This window comes from Mesorhizobium sp. P2_E10 (assembly GCF_056404235.1).
The window spans coordinates 86,777-102,001 of sequence record NZ_JBFUEK010000014.1 but is presented as its reverse complement, the minus strand read 5'-3'; the positions used below and the strand labels follow the sequence as shown (position 1 = coordinate 102,001).

The window sequence follows — 15,225 nt, the reverse complement described above, 5'->3', positions numbered from 1 at the left end:
AGCTGTCCGAAGCACAGTCTTGGCTCGACTTAGCCTTCGGGGCCCCCAAGCGTCACTGATCGCCATGGCACGTCTGGTCGGCGACGCATTCAGGATGGCCTACGTAGATCCATATGTCAGTCACGGACGCCAGCCAAAGATTGCGCCAGACAAAGATTTTGAAGGCCGGGATCCAACTTGGTGAAATGTTCACGCGTCTATCGAAGAAACCAAGCAATCTTTGCAAAGCAGCGGACGAACCTCCCTTGCCCGACCATACCGACGGGTGAAGGTTCAAGTAGCGGCGGCTTTCGAGAAGCCGTACGTGACCTCGAACGACAGAATGGGGGTCGGTAGCTGCCATTCGGTCACCGGTGATTGAATGGCAGCTATCTCACGGCCGATGCCCGAAAGCGGACGGTCCGGAACCGGCCCCAAATGAGACCTTGGAAATCGAGGGCAGGGGGGCGGTTCATGGCGCAAATGAGATAGAAGGCTCCGACAGTCATGGAGCCTGACTAACGCAGACGAATGCAGGCAAGCCGGCATTCGCCGTGATGGACGAGCGCGGCAAGGCTGTAGGGCATTACGTAGCGCAGGCCGCAGTCGACCTTCGAGGCGCGGCACGCCCTCGACGAAATCATGTCAATATTTCTGGACGATTTCAAACGCAATAGAGGCGCTTAAGGAGCCAATTCAGAAAGCGTTTGCCTTTGCCGCGCGTGAGCGAGGGGATCCGAACGGAGCAGCCAAGGGAGCGACGCGTCGAAGCGCAACGGTTGCTACATTGCAGGCGTCGACGGCGACAATTGACACGGCGGAAAAGTTCAGCGGTTGCGTAGCCCTCTGCCTCAGGGTGGCGCGTTCAGGCCGGAACATTCTTCGTATGGCGCAGTTTCTGAACCGGCCTTGGCGTTTACTCCCGTGGCCAAGGCCCCGGAAGCTGTCCTCTAACAGCTTCTACAGCCCGCCTCGGATGGGGGCGAACTATCTGGGGCGGGCTTCCGGGCGCCAAAACGCGACACTTCAGGCGGTGTAAGGAATGTCCCGTTCCGAACTTTAGCAAACTGAAACAAAAACCGGTGCTTACCGTTTTCATTCTGCCAGACCCCAATCTGGCTACTTCAGACCCTTCCCGCTGGCTTCGGCCGGCGGGCTTTTTTGTTTCCCGCCTCGGAACTTCGCTGACGCCGGCCTGTTTTACCCACAGCAGCTTAGGGAGCCCTCACTTCCGGCTGCTGATCAAGGCTCCAAAGCTTGATCGGCCCGCGTCCGCTGCTTGGACGCGGGCCATACCCTACCGTTCCCGTGAGGCGAGAAGTGACCTCATCCTCGACCGGCATGGCTAAGAAAGCTTGATGGACTGCGCGATCTTGTCCAGCATGCCGAGCGCCTGGCTGGGCTTGATTGGCTGGAGAAGGCCTTGCTGCCGTGCAGCGGCGGTGAATGCTGCGAAGGCCACCGCCAAACGTGGCCTTCGCGATCGCCATGATGACTGTTATCATGCGCCGTTATCGCGAGACACCCATGCTGGAAGCAGTGGCTCTCGCTGGTTTCATAGCAGCCTTCTTCGCGTTCTTTTTCGCTGTTCCGTTCGCTGTTCCCCTCGGCGAGGTGGCGCTGCTCAGTCTTTTTGGGATCATCACCCAGGGGGTTGCCCTAGGCATTTACGCGATGGGCGCACGACGCCTGCCCGCCGCTCAAGCCACCCTGCTTAGCTCGGCGGAAATGCCGATGGCCCCGCTCTGGGTCTGGTTGTTTTTCAATGAGATGCCAGCGATGGAAACGTTCGCGGGCGGCGCGTTGGTGCTTGTGGCGATTCTCGGAAACATCGTCGTTGAGTTACGTGCCAGTTCAACCGTAGAGACCGTTTAGACGGGAAATCCAGTTTAGCAAGAGCAGTTGAGGCAGATCGCAATCGCTATGGAGGAGATCGCCGGGTTTGTCCGCACCTGAAGCGACATCGAGCCGCGCGGCGAGCCGGCTCGCATATATCCCCCGCACGACTTCGAGCACTTCGAAGAGCATCCTGGCGCGCGCTCAGTTTGATAAGCGGGAAAAATGAAGTCAGAGCTGGGGGTGCTCCTTCCCAGGTGGCTTCCAGACCGAAGGTGCTAGGCGCGCTTTTTGACCACCTCAACACCAAGCCGAAACGCTTGCCCGTCAGCATAGGAGCGCGCGTAGCTTTCAGCTGTAAAGGCAACGGTCTTGGTGACGCCATTGAAGGTCACGCGAACCGACCACGTATTGCCTTCGACAATTTCAACGGCATGCTGTCCGAGCGGAGCCATGCTAAATCCCCAAAGCTTACGTTGAGGAAGCATCCGTAGCGGCGCGAAATTGATTTGTATACGAATAATCCGACGTGCGGTTGTTGAATTCCCGACTTAGCCATGGAACGACAGAAAGGTCCTCGTGGCGTTGCAGGACCTGTTCGCGGTCGAGGGCTCGCCTGCATGCCGGATCGAACTGGATTTAGCGTTTAATACAATCGTGCCACCCACCATGCCGGCGCTCTGCGTTGGCATTCTTTCTGCCGAAAACGTCAACCATCCCCAGGCAGGCCAGCCGACCGCGCGCGGTTCTCGGGAAAAGACAGGACCTCAAAGAAAAGGCTTCTGCAAAGGGGACGATAGTCGGCGGATATCCTGCCGGAAGGTTTTCGACGCCGCTCTCTGTCACCGTAGATGGCTTGCTTCGGGAAGCACTGACATTGATCACACGAAGCCGGCACTCGAATGTGGCCGCGTGCGGGAAGCAGCGCTGCCAGGACCCGGCTGAGGGTAGCGGGCGTGGCAGTGCACCGGTGCGGTTAGGTGGGCGGTAGCAGTTTCCGCATAATGAACGATGCATGGCCTTCTGCACCGTGCGAGGCTGCCCTGCGATCGACCACTTCAAAACCATGTTTGCGGTAAAAGGCCATTGCGCGGTCGTTTCCCTCGAGTACTTCGAGTGCAATGCTTAGGATTCCCGACTGGGTGGCAATGACAGCGTGCAAAATATCAGAAGCCAGCCCAGTGCCATACTCACTTTGATCGATGTGGAGCCGGCCAAGGATGACGTCGCCAGATTCATCCGTCTCGGCCATCGCGTAGCCAACGATTGAGCCGTCTGGCCGTTCTGCCACGAACGACATTTTGTTGGCGTCCGTCAGTTCCGAAGCGATCCGCTGTGGCGAGTGATATTCATCCGAAATCCGGGCCGTGGCTTCCGCGCCGATGAGCGGTGAGTAGGTCCTGCGCCAAGACTCGCCCATGAGCTGTGATACCGATGGCACGTCCCATTCAGTCATGGCTCTGATGTGCGGCATTGGCAACCTCCCGGTCCAGACCACGGCGACTCAAGTCCGGAGCGGCCCTATGGCGCCCGGCCGGCATCCATGCCGCAAACCGAGTGTTCGTACACGTTGCCGACACATAAGGCGACGCTTGCATGGTGGCAGAGTTCTATGTGGCCGCCCCGTTAACTATTCGCCCACCTACCACGCGCGATGAAATTAGTGACGAAACCGGTAGACCCGTGCCAGTCTGTTCGGAACGATCATCAACTCGTCCGCAGTTCGGAAGCCGGCATCGCGCCCCATGCCAATCCAAGTAGCGGCCGTCTCGGCATAATCTGATGCGCGGCAGTGACTCTCAAAGGCGGCGAACTCCTCGTCAGAGACCCCCGCCCACTCCGGTCGTACCTGATGAAATCGCGCCAGCCAACCTTCGCGATCTTCGCCTTCAAGAAGCGTCGGCTCCCAGATCATCAAAAGACCGCCTGGTGGCAGCAGGTCGCGGATTTTGCGCATAAGGGTGCCCTTATCCTGCTCAAGAAGATGGTGCAGGGACTGACCAATCCATACAACGTCGAGTGGGCCATTCCAAGAATCGATGGCCGCTACGAAATCCTCGCAACGCAGTTCAACCGGACAGGTGAGAGCCGCAAGCGCTTCCTTCGCGACGTCAAGCGACTGCTGGGATATGTCGACGCCGATGTAGCGGGTGACCTTGCTGCCGCCCAGTGCGGCGGCTGAACCAGGAGCAGTACCGCAAGCTAGATCGGCAAAGACGAAGCCGTCGGAAACCTCATCGAGCAGCACACGGCGCAAAGTCTCATAGACCTCCCCGTGGGCCATATAGTTCGCTGAGACAACCTTTTGGTATGTGGCAAGGCCCTTCGCGAATAATTCCTGATCGGACTTCATGGTCCCTCCTCACGACGATCAATTTTGCATCCAGCGGCAGGAAATTGTATTTGAAGTTGCCGTGATATTAGTGACAGCTAAAGGATTGTCCGCCTTTTGCCAAAGGCCGTCAATCTTCATCCTGTAGCGGCCAGATGGCTTCGCTTCATGATCAAGCCGTGGTTGGTCAGGCGTCGACCAAAGGCCTCCAGCGAGAGAGGCTGGAGCAACAGCCTACCGAGATATGCGCTTTCGCTAATATAAAATTGACGTAACGTTATGTTCCAGCATCTTGGGGATGCGCAACCGTGGGGAAATCCAATGAGAGTGGCTATGTTTTGTGCGGCAATATTGCTCGCTGCGACCGGTGTCGCAGTTGCCAAGGACAAGAAGGTGGCGGTGAGTGACGCTGCGGCCCTATGCTCTACCAAGCATTCGGGCAAGAAGCCGGTGCCAGAGCTGGACTGCAAGTCGACCGGAACTACCAAATTACCGAATGGCGCAACGCCCGCAAAGCCCAGCCTCGGGTTCGACACCAATCCTTGGATCATATCTGGCTTTTAACATGCAACCGCGATTTGCGAGGCGAGCGGGCGCCTCGTAAGTGAGGGCCAAGGCGTAAGGCAAACGCGCGCTTGCGAGCTGTAGTCGTCGCGCAAGCCCCCACGGTGGCGGGCTTTTTCATTGCTCAGCTCCTACGTCTCGACGCCGAGTTGCGGAACGCAAACGTCGTGATGTCGTCACGGGAAATCCCGATGTCGCTGAGCATGCCGTCTGGTGACGCGCTCAACTCGTCTGTTGCCTTCAACAGCGCCTTCTGCTCGGCTCGATGACGGAGCCAATTGGCAAGGGGAACAACTGCGACAAGAGGGAGGTTCACAAGCATAGGAAGGTTCACAAGCATCGGAGCACTCCTTTCACCGCTGCAGGAAACTACACCCCGCTGCAAGCTTAGGTCCGATGCGTCGATGCGTCTGTGAGTTTTGTCACAGACGCGTTAATGCTCGGTCCGCTGCCTCACGGTGGCGGGCTTTTTAGTTTTTGTGCGGCACGAGGTAGGTGCTGCTGACGCTGTTGTTCCCGATGCCTCGCGTGACAACAACTGTTGAATAGCTGTTCGGTAGCGAGCCGGTCATCGTGGCGTCGATACGGCGGCAGCGGCCGATGATTTCACCCCTGGGAGCGGTTGCCATCTTGTTCTTCAGTGAAGTCCGGCACTGGTCAAGCGATGAATATACTGCCGGTGGCATATTAACTGGCTTGCAGACAAGAGGCTCGCTCTGGCTGCACGAAAGCAAAATCATCACTGCCGCAGTTGCCGGGTCCATCTCCGAGACTCACATGATGTTGGACTAGGCTTCAACGCTGAGAGAGGCACTTTTGTTTCCTATGGAGAGAGCTGGTTTACCGCTCGTGCCCGAAGAGTTGCCTGCTCCTAAGGCTTACTCGGCAGAGCCATTATCGGTGAACGGCGAAGCGTCCGGAACGCACTGCAATGACCAGCCCGCCGGCACTGGCTGCTTTTGGTATTCGGCGATGGCGGCGACACATTGTTCCCGCTTGTCAAATGTGCTCGGCAACACGACCATGCCGCCTTGAGGCCCCGCGATTACGAGGTACCAGATTAGCGCTGCGGTCGAAGCCATCGGATTTCCTTAGGTGCCTTCGCCATCTATGGGAGTCTGGCGCGGTCGACTTGGCCGTCAAGGTTTGGGTTAGCAATTTAGTCAATTGGAACCATTTTAGCGCAAGCTAATTGAAATGCGCGGATGGGTTCATGAGTTTGAGGTTTATCGAGCCATTGATGCCGACCCTTGTGGAGAAGCCTCCAGAGGGTGGCGACTGGATTCACGAAGTCAAATTCGACGGCTACCGATCACAGATGATTATCGGCGACCAGGGAACCCGGATCTTCACCCGGCGCGGTCTCGACTGGACCTCGAAATATCGCGACCTCGCCGCAGCCGCGTTATCCCTCGGGGTGGAGAGCGCCATCCTGGACGGCGAAATCATCGTGCTGAACGACAAGGGTCTGTCCGACTTCGCTGAGCTGCGCAAAGCCATCACGCGCCGGCAGCACGACCTCTATTTCGTCGCCTTCGATCTTCTGCACCTGAACGGCCACGACCTGCGAGACATGCCTTTAGTGGACCGGCGCGAGATCCTGGCCGAGATGATACCGGACGGCGGCCGCATCCAATTCAGCGAAGCGCTGCCTGGCACCGGCGCTGCAGTCTTTCACCTCGTCGATCAGGCCGGTCTCGAAGGCATGGTATCAAAGCGGAAGGACAGCAAATATCGCAGCGGTCCGTCGACCAACTGGCTGAAGGCGAAATGCTACGCGATCGGCGAGTTCGACCTGCTCGGCGTGGAGCGTGAGGCAGGCAAGCCGGCCTTTGCTTTCATGGCTGAACGCGGGACCGGGCGCTATGTCGGCAGCGCGTTCATCACCTTGAACAGGGAATTGCGCGAACGACTTTGGGAGCGTGTCCAGCAGCACGCAGGATCGGCGCCGAAGGGCATGAAGCGGCCGGCGACGCAATGGGTCAAGCCAGGACTGATCGGCCGTGTGAAGCACCTGCGGGGCGAGGAAGACTTGCGGCATGCCTCGCTGCAGGATTTCAGGGAGGAGGATTAGCCATGCCCATCAGACGAAAAGCTCTAGAAGCCGGGATTCTCGATCCTTCCGAATTGGCCTTGCTGGGGCGGGTATTCGGGCAGATCAACTTTGCTCACCAATCGACTACCGCACGGGAAGCGTTGGCGTCTCGGATCATCGCCAACTACATGGCCGGCGTAGTTGATGAAGCGGAACTGATATCCCTTTCAAGGCAGCCTCTGGGCCGCTAAGGCGAGGCGCTAGGGACGCGCGAGGCGCTTGGGCGCCTTGTGGCGCTGCTAGCTCATAGCAGCAGGTGAATGACTAGAAGCTCGATGACCAGAAAAACCGCACATAACGCACCCCCAAGGGCATAGCCTCGCCAATACTGGCGGGCATCCTCATCTGTTTGGAATGCTTCTACCCAGAGCGCTTCAGGGGCGACGCCAAGGCAAATGGGGACCGGCATCGTGGCTGGCACGATTGCAGCAGGCGCTAAAGCATCTCGACCCGACATGCAGGCGACCTCTCGATCGCGAAGAGGTCTGCATATTAGTCCTCGCTAACCAATGGCGCAACGGCCGGCTTTGTAGCGGAGGCGGGCCCGACACCTTTGGTTTTGGGAACTCCGAGACGCCGGGCCCTTGGACCGGAGAGAAGGGTGGATTCCCCAAGTCCCGTCTATAATTTGCTCCTAATTAAACGCAGTGGCAAACGCGAGCTGGCGAGGCTCCAGGCGCCCCGCTATATCGGCCAGATGGCAAAGGGCTGGACGTTCCAATCGCTGATCGACGCCAAGATGACGGTAACCGCGCATCGCCATCACGCGCCATGCAACCATAGCCAGGTGCTGGATATGGCGAAGCTGCGCGATCGGTTCGGGCCGGATGCTCCCGCAATGGCCGATGACCTCATTCCGAAGCTGAAATGTGCGAAGTGCGGCAGCAAGAAAGTCGGGCTGATCTATACACCGGACTCGCGGCCGAACGCATACGGCAAGGCCAGCCGATGACTGACAAGCCAGTGACGACCTTCACCGTGAGCGTGTTCGAGAAACCGCATTGGCGCAGGTTGCTCACCACCAAGGACAAGGCGAAAGCTATGCCTGCCTATGGCAAAATCGATCACGCGAAGGTGAAAGGGCGCTGTGAAACGGGTTCAGTAGATGCACGTTTTTTCCTGAAGGTCACCGCGAATGACCTAATACGGAGGAATAGTCAAATGAACATCAAGACGCTCACAATGGGCGCAATGGCGCTTGCAATGATGACTGGTTCGGCACTCGCCGCTGGTAGCACATCCGCGCTCGACGATCCGGCAAAGATGTCACCGTTCTTCACCGATGCCGGGATGAAAACGTTGAGGACGGAAAAGGATTTCACGACCGCATGGAAGGCGATGAAACCCGATGAGCAGAAGGCAGTGCTGAAAGACTGCGGCGATACCACCCTCAACAAGTCGCATGCAGATTTCTGCTTGATGGCAAAGAAGATGGGCGGCTGAAATCTAGAGCCGAACGTCGGAAAGGCGGGGCCGTCGCTTCGCAAATGGGGCGGCGGGCCTTCGACGCGCGAAGCCCACCTTCAACCGAAGCGATAAACCGCCAGCTTGACGGAACATTAGCTGTTTCGAATAGTTGAACTCACGCTCGGATGTTGTCACTAGCATCCGGCGGCTGGTGGGTTAAACCGTCAGTCGGCCCGCGTCATTGGTCCCTCCATGGCGCGGGCCTTTCATCGATCAGGGGAAGAGATGGCCGACAAGTCTGCTGGTGGTGAGGGCCGGCGCATGTCGTGGAAGGGTGCGAACGACGCCGGCCTTGTGGGCCGCCGCGGTGGCCAAATGTAGCGCACGACAATTGGCCGGCAATGGCCAACGGGTTCTTCTAATCCATCCGCCGGATACGGCCCTTTTCGAGCCGGAAGACCCCGGAGTTGCCTCCTTGCTTCTCGAAGTCGGTCTGCAGTTCATCCCACGTCCCCAGGTACTCTCCGCAATCATCGCAAACGATCGGCGTCTCCGGGCCAGCATCGTGCGGGATTCTCAGCCTTATCGTCAGGCAGTAAGGGCATTCCAATCGATGGTCGAGGAATTGCTGGTGGGACATGGCAGGAGAATGCACTCGGCGGGGGTCCCCCTGCAAGGTGCCCATAACGGGTCAATAGGCTCGAGTTGTTGGAATACAGCCTTTCGGACGATGGCCGGCGCCGCTTGCTGGATAAGATGGCCGGCGCCACAAGGGCGGGTTGGGGTACCATTTGGGGAGGGCGCCGGCCAGGCGGACTAGGTCCGCCGCCAAGATAGGCTAACAGTCGGGCCCCCGTTGCATATGGCGTGATAGCGGAACAGGGCCTCGCCGGCAGTGCCAACACCACAACCGCGAGAACATCATCAGGTAGGCGGCCCATGTCGCGGATCATGTCGCGTCGACTTGCCGCGTGTCAGAGGAAACCGATGTAAACCAAGGGAAGTCAGTTGCAACATGCCGCGACACATTAATCCGGTTTACCGGGCCACTAGATTACAGCAACTACTTGAATTATTTGTAGAAAGTGATGGTGCCCAGAGGCGGATTCGAACCACCGACACGCGGATTTTCAGTCCGCTGCTCTACCAACTGAGCTATCTGGGCCTCGCCGGCAAACGAAATCTCGCTGACCGGATTTCACGAAAGCGCCGTGCGGCGCCCCTTGAAAGCGCGTGGGTTATAGCACGGGAATCCGGCCTGTCCAGCGCCTAAGCGTTGATTTCCCGCAGGAAACGAGACTGGGTCCGCAGGGCCGATTCATATGCCACGGTTGTTGACGCAAACCCGTCCCCAACGGCCTCATTTGGGTCCGTCAGGATCCGTTTCTTCCTCGTCATCGCGGGCTGATATGACATAAGCGCCCTTGAGCCAGCGGTTGAGGTCGACGTCCTTGCAGCGCGTCGAGCAGAACGGATAGGTATCGCGCGCCGTCGGCTTGCCGCATTCGGGGCAGGGGCGCCTGGGGCGCAGCGGCGTGACCTTGGCGTCGGCACTCATGGCCGCGCGCCCAGCCAGCTGGCGTGCACCTTGAAGCCTTCGCCGGAGAGCAGCGCCACCGTCTCGTACAGCGGCAGGCCGACGATGTTGGTGTAGGAGCCCACAAGCTTGACGACGAAGGAGCCGGCCAGCCCCTGGACGGCATAGCCGCCGGCCTTGCCGCGCCATTCGCCCGAGGCGACATAGGCGTCGATCTCCTCGCGCGGCAGCCGCTTGAACCGCACCCTGGTCTCGACCAGCCGCAAACGCTGCTTGCCGCCCGGCGTGATCAGGCAGATGCCGGAATAGACCCGGTGCGAACGGCCGGACAGCAGGCCGAGGCAGTTGGCGGCGTCGTCGAGCGTCTCGGCCTTGGGCAGGATGCGCCGCCCGACGGCGACCACCGTGTCGGCGGCCAGCACGAAGCTCGGCGTATAGTCGTCCTCGGTCTTGAGCGACGCCAGCGCCTTCTCGGCCTTCTCCTGCGACAGCCGCTTGGCCAGCGAGCGCGGATGCTCGGCGCGCAGCGGCGTCTCGTCGACGTCGGCCGGCAGCACGCGATCCGGCTCGATGCCGGCCTGCTGCAGCAGTTCGATCCGGCGCGGCGACCCCGAAGCAAGCACGAGCTTTTGCAAAATGCTCATCGCGGGACCAGGCCGGTTCTAAATCTTACTTGAAACGATAGGTGATGCGGCCCTTGGTCAGGTCATAGGGCGTCATCTCGACCAGGACCTTGTCGCCGGTCAGCACGCGGATGCGGTTCTTGCGCATGCGGCCGGCCGTGTGGGCTATGATTTCGTGTTCGTTTTCGAGCTTCACCCTGAACATCGCGTTGGGCAACAATTCCGTCACGACACCCGGAAACTCGAGGACTTCTTCCTTCGGCATTCGATACCTTTGCTTGGATTGCAGTTCCGGCGCTTAGAGCATGATGCCGAAAAGTGTGAAGCGGTTTTCGGACGACATCATGCTCTGCTTGTTTGACTCGAGCCGGAATTTCGGCGGAACCTATATGATAATCGTGCGCTTGTGAACACGCTTAATCCGTCGCGTTTTTTGCGTCTGGAAGCAAGAAACGTCGGCTGATTCGCGCCTTCAGCCGCTCGCGCACGTCGCGATAGGCGGCCAGGATCTGTTCTCGTCGGCCGCCGACATCGGTCGGGTCGGGCATCGGCCAGTATTCGACGTCGACGGCAAGCGAGCGGGTCAGTTCGAGCGCGGCGTGATGCGCTTCCGGCGCCAGCGTGACGATCAGGTCGAAATAATCGTCTTCCAGATCGTCCATCGTCCGTGGCTGGCGCTCGCCCAGCGACAGGTCGTCTTCGGCCAGCACCGCGTCGACGAACGGATCGCGCTCGCCGCGGTGCACGCCGGCCGAGGCGACGAATGTGGCGGGCGGCAGCATCCGGCGCGCCAAAAGCTCGGCCATCGGCGAGCGCACGGCATTCATGCCGCAAAGGAACAGGATCGAGCGGGGCAAAGGGGCGGGCAGAACTAACCCCGCCAGTGCAGCACGCAGACCAGCGTGAACAGCCGCCGCGCTGTGTCGAAGTCGATGTCGATCTTGCCGGAGAGCCGGTCCATCAGCGTCTGCGAGCCCTCATTGTGCAGGCCGCGCCGGCCCATGTCGATCGCCTCGATATGGCTCGGCGTCGAGGAGCGGATAGCGTCGTAATAGCTCTCGCAGATCATGTAATAGTCCTTGACGATGCGCCTGAGCGGCGTCAGCGACAGGATGTGGGTGACCACGGCCGCGCCATCCTCGCGCGTCACGGCAAACACCAGGCGCGATTCGGCCAGAGACAATTTCAGCCGGTAGGGCCCGGCACCATCGTCATTGACCGGCTGGAAGCTGTTCTCCTCGATCAGGTCGAAGATCGCCACCGCGCGCTCATGCTCGACGTCGGGCGTCGAACGGCCGATCGATTCGTCGAGTTCGACATCGATCAGCTTGGCGCGGGTTCGATCGTCGTCCGACATGGTGGCCTACATGTTCAGCCGTATGGCGACGGAGCGGCCATGGGCATCGAGACCTTCCGCCTTGGCCAGCGCGATGGCCGCCGGCGCCAGTGCCCGCAACTGCTCGGAGCCCAGCTTCAGGATCGAAGTGCGCTTGACGAAGTCGAGCACCGACAGGCCCGACGAAAAGCGCGCCGAGCGCGCCGTCGGCAGCACGTGATTGGAGCCGCCGACATAGTCGCCGATGACCTCCGGCGTGTGGCGGCCGAGAAACACGGCGCCGGCATTGCGCATTCTGGCCAGAAAGGCCTCCGGGTCGTCGATGGCGAGCTCGACATGTTCGGCGGCGATGCGGTCGACCAGCGGTAGCGAGGCTTCGATCGTCGGCACCAGGATGACAGCACCGAAATCGCGCCAGCTTGCGGCTGCCGTTTCGGCCCGCGACAGCTTTTGCAACTGCCGCTCGACCGCCTGCTCGACCGCTTTGCCGAAGGCTGGATCGTCGGTGATCAGGATCGACTGCGCCGACACGTCATGCTCGGCCTGCGCCAACAGGTCGGCGGCGATCCAGTCCGGATCGTTGCTGCCGTCGGCCACCACCAGCACTTCCGACGGCCCGGCGATCATGTCGATGCCAACAGTGCCGAACACCTGGCGCTTGGCCGCCGCGACATAGGCATTGCCGGGGCCGACGATCTTGGCCACCGGCTTGATGGTCTGGGTTCCATAGGCCAGGGCTGCGATCGCGTGCGCGCCGCCGACACGGTAGATCTCCGACACATCAGATATATCGGCCGCCACCAGCACCAGCGGATTGATGATGCCTTGCGGCGCCGGCACCACCATGACGATGCGCTCGACGCCGGCGACGACGGCCGGAACCGCGTTCATCAGCACGGAGCTTGGATAGCTCGCCGTGCCGCCCGGCACATAGAGGCCTACCGCTTCGATCGCCGTCCAGCGCGAGCCGAGTTCGACGCCGATGGCGTCGGTATAGCGGTCGTCCTTTGGCCGCTGCCGTTCGTGATGGGCGCGGATGCGCTCGCGGGCGAACTTAAGCGCTTCGATCGTCTGCGGATCGGCGGCTTTGTAAGCTTCGGCGATATCTTCTTTGGAGACGGCGATGCCAAGGCTTTTCAAGTCGGCATGGTCGAATTTCTGGGTGTAGTCGATCAGCGCCGCGTCGCCGTCGGCGCGCACCCGCGCGATGATGGCACGCACGGCGGCATCGACATCCTCCGACACCTCCCGCTTGGTCAGCAGGAAAGCGGCGAAACGCTGTTCGAAATCGGCGTCGTATTGGGCAAGCGTGATGGCCATCGGATAACGCTCAGGCCCTGTGGACGGGGCGCGACGTGGCGCCCCAGGCGCCGCCAATATCGGCAAGCCGCGCCTCGATGCACTCGACATCGAGCATGATCGTGCCGCCGCCCGAAAAGATCAGCTCGACAATGCCGGCAGGCTTGCTGATCTCGACGAAGCTGATCGCCAGCAGCGACAGAACCTCTGCCGGCCTGTCGCGGGCAATGCCGTTGGTCTTGGCGCCGAGCACGCGGTCGAAATGCAGCACCGTCTGCCGCCGCTCATTGTGCTGGCTGAACAGGCCCGACTTCGCCTCCCAGACAAAGCGGTTCATGGTCAGCACGAAACGCTTGGCCGCAGGCAGGAATTCGAGGTCCGCGACCTTCATCACGGCGTCCTGGACATGGGCCGAGACGATGGCCAGATCCTGGTCGTCGAGCGCGATGAGCTTGAGAGCTGCCATACGAATTCCGCACCTGAAAGTTGACTGTTCCGCCTTCTGTTAGAGCATGATCCCGAAAAGTGGAAACCGGTTTTTGGAAAAGATCATGCTCAAAACCGGAAACTGGCGGTCTTGGTGATCGGTGCAACCACCCCAATGGCATCAGATTTGCGCTGCCTCAGCGTTGCGGCCACGTGCGGCTCTTCCTTCTCCCCTTGTGGGAGAAGGTGGCCGAGCGAAGCTCGGTCGGATGAGGGGTGCTCCGGCTTGGCACCAACCGTGATCCTTCCGACACCCCTCAACCGTCTTGGCGCTGCGCGCCAATCCACCTTCTCCCACAAGGGGAGAAGGAAAGGACGGCGGCGCCAACTCGGAGGCCGGTAACTGCCGATGCGTTTACGCCGAAATCCGCTCGATCACCGCGCCGCAATTGGACAGCTTTTCTTCCAGCCGCTCGAAGCCGCGGTCGAGGTGGTAGACGCGGTTGACCGTGGTTTCGCCTTCGGCGGCGAGACCGGCAATGACCAGCGACACCGAAGCGCGCAGGTCGGTGGCCATCACGGGCGCGCCCTTCAGCTTCGACACGCCGTCGACGATCGCGGTCTGGCCGGACAGCGTGATGTGAGCGCCGAGCCGCGCCAGTTCCTGCACATGCATGAAGCGGTTCTCGAAAATCGTCTCGGTGATGCGCGACTTGCCCTTGGCCATGGTCATCAGGCCCATGAACTGCGCCTGCAGATCGGTCGGGAAGGCCGGGAACGGCGCCGTCGTCACGTCGACCGGCGCAATGCCGGCGCCGTTGCGCTTGACGCGGATGCCGGAATTGGTCGGCGTGATCTCGGCGCCTGTCTGGGCAATGACGTCGAGCGCGGTCTGCAGCAGCTCCGGCCGAGCCCCTTCAAGCACGACATCGCCGCCGGTCATGGCAACCGCCATTGCGTAGGTGCCGGTCTCGATGCGATCGGGGATGACCCGGACGCGGGCGCCCGATAGCGACTCGACGCCGTCGATGGTGATAACAGTCGTGCCGGCGCCGGAAATCTTTGCGCCCATGGCGTTGAGGCATTCGGCCAGGTTGACGATCTCAGGCTCGCAAGCGGCGTTTTCCAGCACCGTCTCGCCCTTGGCCAGCGCCGCCGCCATCATCAGCACATGGGTGGCGCCGACCGACACTTTCGGGAAGATGTAGCGGTTGCCGACGAGGCGACCATTTTTGGTCTTGGCGATGACATAGCCGGTGTCGACGTCGATATCGGCGCCCAGCGCCTGCAGGCCTTCGAGGAACAGATCGACCGGGCGCGTGCCGATGGCGCAACCGCCCGGCAGCGACACCTTGGCCTCGCCCATGCGGGCCAGCAGCGGGCCGATCACCCAGAACGACGCCCGCATCTTTGACACCAGCTCGTAAGGCGCTGTCGTGTCGACGATGTTGCGGGCCGAGAAATTGATGGTGCGCGAATAGCCCTCATTCTGCTTTTCGCGGCGGCCATTGACCGAATAGTCGACGCCGTGGTTGCCGAGGATGCGGATCAACTGCTCGACATCGGCCAGATGCGGCACGTTTTCCAAGGTCAGCGTGTCGTCGGTCAGCAGCGAGGCTATCATCAGTGGCAGCGCCGCATTTTTCGCGCCCGAGATCGGGATGCTTCCGACAAGCTTGTTGCCGCCGACAATTCTGATGCGATCCATGGAAAAACGTCCCCTCGGCCCGAAAGGCCGGTTTTCAATCGTTTGAGTATCGGTCCGTCTAGACCATTGGCCGGCTTGGTTCA

Annotated in this window: 19 protein-coding genes and 1 tRNA gene; 5 read left to right on the top strand and 15 right to left on the bottom strand. The window is 60.5% G+C overall.

The window, feature by feature from the left end; translation table 11 throughout:
- Window positions 1–1,324: 1,324 nt before the first annotated feature.
- Window positions 1,325–1,447: a hypothetical protein gene (locus AC1D0N_RS26485; RefSeq protein WP_477248921.1), complete on the bottom strand. Its 123-nt coding sequence runs from the start codon at window positions 1,445–1,447 to the stop codon at window positions 1,325–1,327.
- A gap of 2 nt (window positions 1,448–1,449) precedes the next feature.
- Between AC1D0N_RS26485 and AC1D0N_RS26480 the strand changes: the two genes are divergently transcribed.
- A complete protein-coding gene (locus AC1D0N_RS26480) occupies window positions 1,450–1,854 on the top strand; it encodes an EamA family transporter (RefSeq protein WP_477248920.1) in 405 nt (134 codons plus the stop codon).
- 239 nt (window positions 1,855–2,093) lie between these two features.
- Here AC1D0N_RS26480 and AC1D0N_RS26475 read toward each other — a convergent pair whose 3' ends face one another.
- The 5 genes from AC1D0N_RS26475 to AC1D0N_RS26455 all read right to left on the bottom strand — a co-directional run bounded on the left by AC1D0N_RS26475 (window position 2,094) and on the right by AC1D0N_RS26455 (window position 5,793).
- Window positions 2,094–2,270: a hypothetical protein gene (locus tag AC1D0N_RS26475; RefSeq protein WP_477248919.1), complete on the bottom strand. Its 177-nt coding sequence runs from the start codon at window positions 2,268–2,270 to the stop codon at window positions 2,094–2,096.
- Window positions 2,271–2,791: 521 nt separating this feature from the next.
- Complete coding sequence (locus AC1D0N_RS26470) at window positions 2,792–3,289, bottom strand: N-acetyltransferase family protein (protein ID WP_477248918.1); 498 nt, start codon at window positions 3,287–3,289, stop codon at window positions 2,792–2,794.
- Between the two features lie 186 nt (window positions 3,290–3,475).
- Window positions 3,476–4,168, bottom strand: a complete 693-nt coding sequence (locus AC1D0N_RS26465) for a class I SAM-dependent methyltransferase (protein ID WP_477248917.1) — start codon at window positions 4,166–4,168, stop codon at window positions 3,476–3,478.
- 1,013 nt (window positions 4,169–5,181) lie between these two features.
- Window positions 5,182–5,475 (bottom strand): hypothetical protein, encoded by a 294-nt coding sequence (locus AC1D0N_RS26460; RefSeq protein WP_477248916.1) that lies wholly within the window; start codon window positions 5,473–5,475, stop codon window positions 5,182–5,184.
- A 114-nt stretch (window positions 5,476–5,589) separates the two neighbouring features.
- Window positions 5,590–5,793 carry a hypothetical protein gene (locus tag AC1D0N_RS26455; RefSeq protein ID WP_477248915.1) on the bottom strand — a complete coding sequence of 68 codons (204 nt, stop codon included), beginning with the start codon at window positions 5,791–5,793 and terminating at the stop codon, window positions 5,590–5,592.
- 131 nt (window positions 5,794–5,924) lie between these two features.
- On the opposite strand from AC1D0N_RS26455, the gene AC1D0N_RS26450 reads away from it, so the two are divergent.
- The 4 genes from AC1D0N_RS26450 to AC1D0N_RS26435 all read left to right on the top strand — a co-directional run bounded on the left by AC1D0N_RS26450 (window position 5,925) and on the right by AC1D0N_RS26435 (window position 8,249).
- Window positions 5,925–6,785: an ATP-dependent DNA ligase gene (locus AC1D0N_RS26450; protein WP_477248914.1), complete on the top strand. Its 861-nt coding sequence runs from the start codon at window positions 5,925–5,927 to the stop codon at window positions 6,783–6,785.
- A gap of 2 nt (window positions 6,786–6,787) precedes the next feature.
- Window positions 6,788–6,997: a hypothetical protein gene (locus tag AC1D0N_RS26445; protein WP_477248913.1), complete on the top strand. Its 210-nt coding sequence runs from the start codon at window positions 6,788–6,790 to the stop codon at window positions 6,995–6,997.
- 410 nt (window positions 6,998–7,407) lie between these two features.
- Window positions 7,408–7,758 carry a hypothetical protein gene (locus AC1D0N_RS26440; RefSeq protein WP_477248912.1) on the top strand — a complete coding sequence of 117 codons (351 nt, stop codon included), beginning with the start codon at window positions 7,408–7,410 and terminating at the stop codon, window positions 7,756–7,758.
- 209 nt (window positions 7,759–7,967) lie between these two features.
- Window positions 7,968–8,249 (top strand): hypothetical protein, encoded by a 282-nt coding sequence (locus tag AC1D0N_RS26435; RefSeq protein ID WP_477248932.1) that lies wholly within the window; start codon window positions 7,968–7,970, stop codon window positions 8,247–8,249.
- A 1,053-nt stretch (window positions 8,250–9,302) separates the two neighbouring features.
- Here AC1D0N_RS26435 and AC1D0N_RS26430 read toward each other — a convergent pair.
- From AC1D0N_RS26430 to murA, 9 genes are all read right to left on the bottom strand, one after another.
- Window positions 9,303–9,378: transfer RNA gene (locus AC1D0N_RS26430), tRNA-Phe, on the bottom strand.
- A 195-nt stretch (window positions 9,379–9,573) separates the two neighbouring features.
- On the bottom strand, window positions 9,574–9,771 hold the full coding sequence (gene yacG / locus AC1D0N_RS26425; RefSeq protein WP_477248911.1) for a DNA gyrase inhibitor YacG: 198 nt from the start codon (window positions 9,769–9,771) through the stop codon (window positions 9,574–9,576).
- Window positions 9,768–10,394 carry a Maf-like protein gene (locus tag AC1D0N_RS26420; protein WP_477248910.1) on the bottom strand — a complete coding sequence of 209 codons (627 nt, stop codon included), beginning with the start codon at window positions 10,392–10,394 and terminating at the stop codon, window positions 9,768–9,770. Before AC1D0N_RS26420 ends, yacG begins: the two co-directional genes overlap by 4 nt.
- 25 nt (window positions 10,395–10,419) lie before the next feature.
- Window positions 10,420–10,638, bottom strand: coding sequence for a translation initiation factor IF-1 (gene infA, locus AC1D0N_RS26415; protein ID WP_006200926.1), 219 nt, complete (start codon window positions 10,636–10,638; stop codon window positions 10,420–10,422).
- A 151-nt stretch (window positions 10,639–10,789) separates the two neighbouring features.
- Window positions 10,790–11,257: an arsenate-mycothiol transferase ArsC gene (locus AC1D0N_RS26410; RefSeq protein WP_477248931.1), complete on the bottom strand. Its 468-nt coding sequence runs from the start codon at window positions 11,255–11,257 to the stop codon at window positions 10,790–10,792.
- On the bottom strand, window positions 11,245–11,730 hold the full coding sequence (locus AC1D0N_RS26405) for a UPF0262 family protein (protein ID WP_477248909.1): 486 nt from the start codon (window positions 11,728–11,730) through the stop codon (window positions 11,245–11,247). Before AC1D0N_RS26405 ends, AC1D0N_RS26410 begins: the two co-directional genes overlap by 13 nt.
- Window positions 11,731–11,736: 6 nt before the next feature.
- Complete coding sequence (gene hisD, locus AC1D0N_RS26400; RefSeq protein ID WP_477248908.1) at window positions 11,737–13,029, bottom strand: histidinol dehydrogenase; 1,293 nt, start codon at window positions 13,027–13,029, stop codon at window positions 11,737–11,739.
- Between the two features lie 10 nt (window positions 13,030–13,039).
- A complete protein-coding gene (locus tag AC1D0N_RS26395) occupies window positions 13,040–13,474 on the bottom strand; it encodes a DUF2948 family protein (protein ID WP_477248907.1) in 435 nt (144 codons plus the stop codon).
- A 375-nt stretch (window positions 13,475–13,849) separates the two neighbouring features.
- Window positions 13,850–15,142, bottom strand: coding sequence for a UDP-N-acetylglucosamine 1-carboxyvinyltransferase (murA, locus tag AC1D0N_RS26390; protein ID WP_477248906.1), 1,293 nt, complete (start codon window positions 15,140–15,142; stop codon window positions 13,850–13,852).
- Window positions 15,143–15,225: the final 83 nt, after the last annotated feature.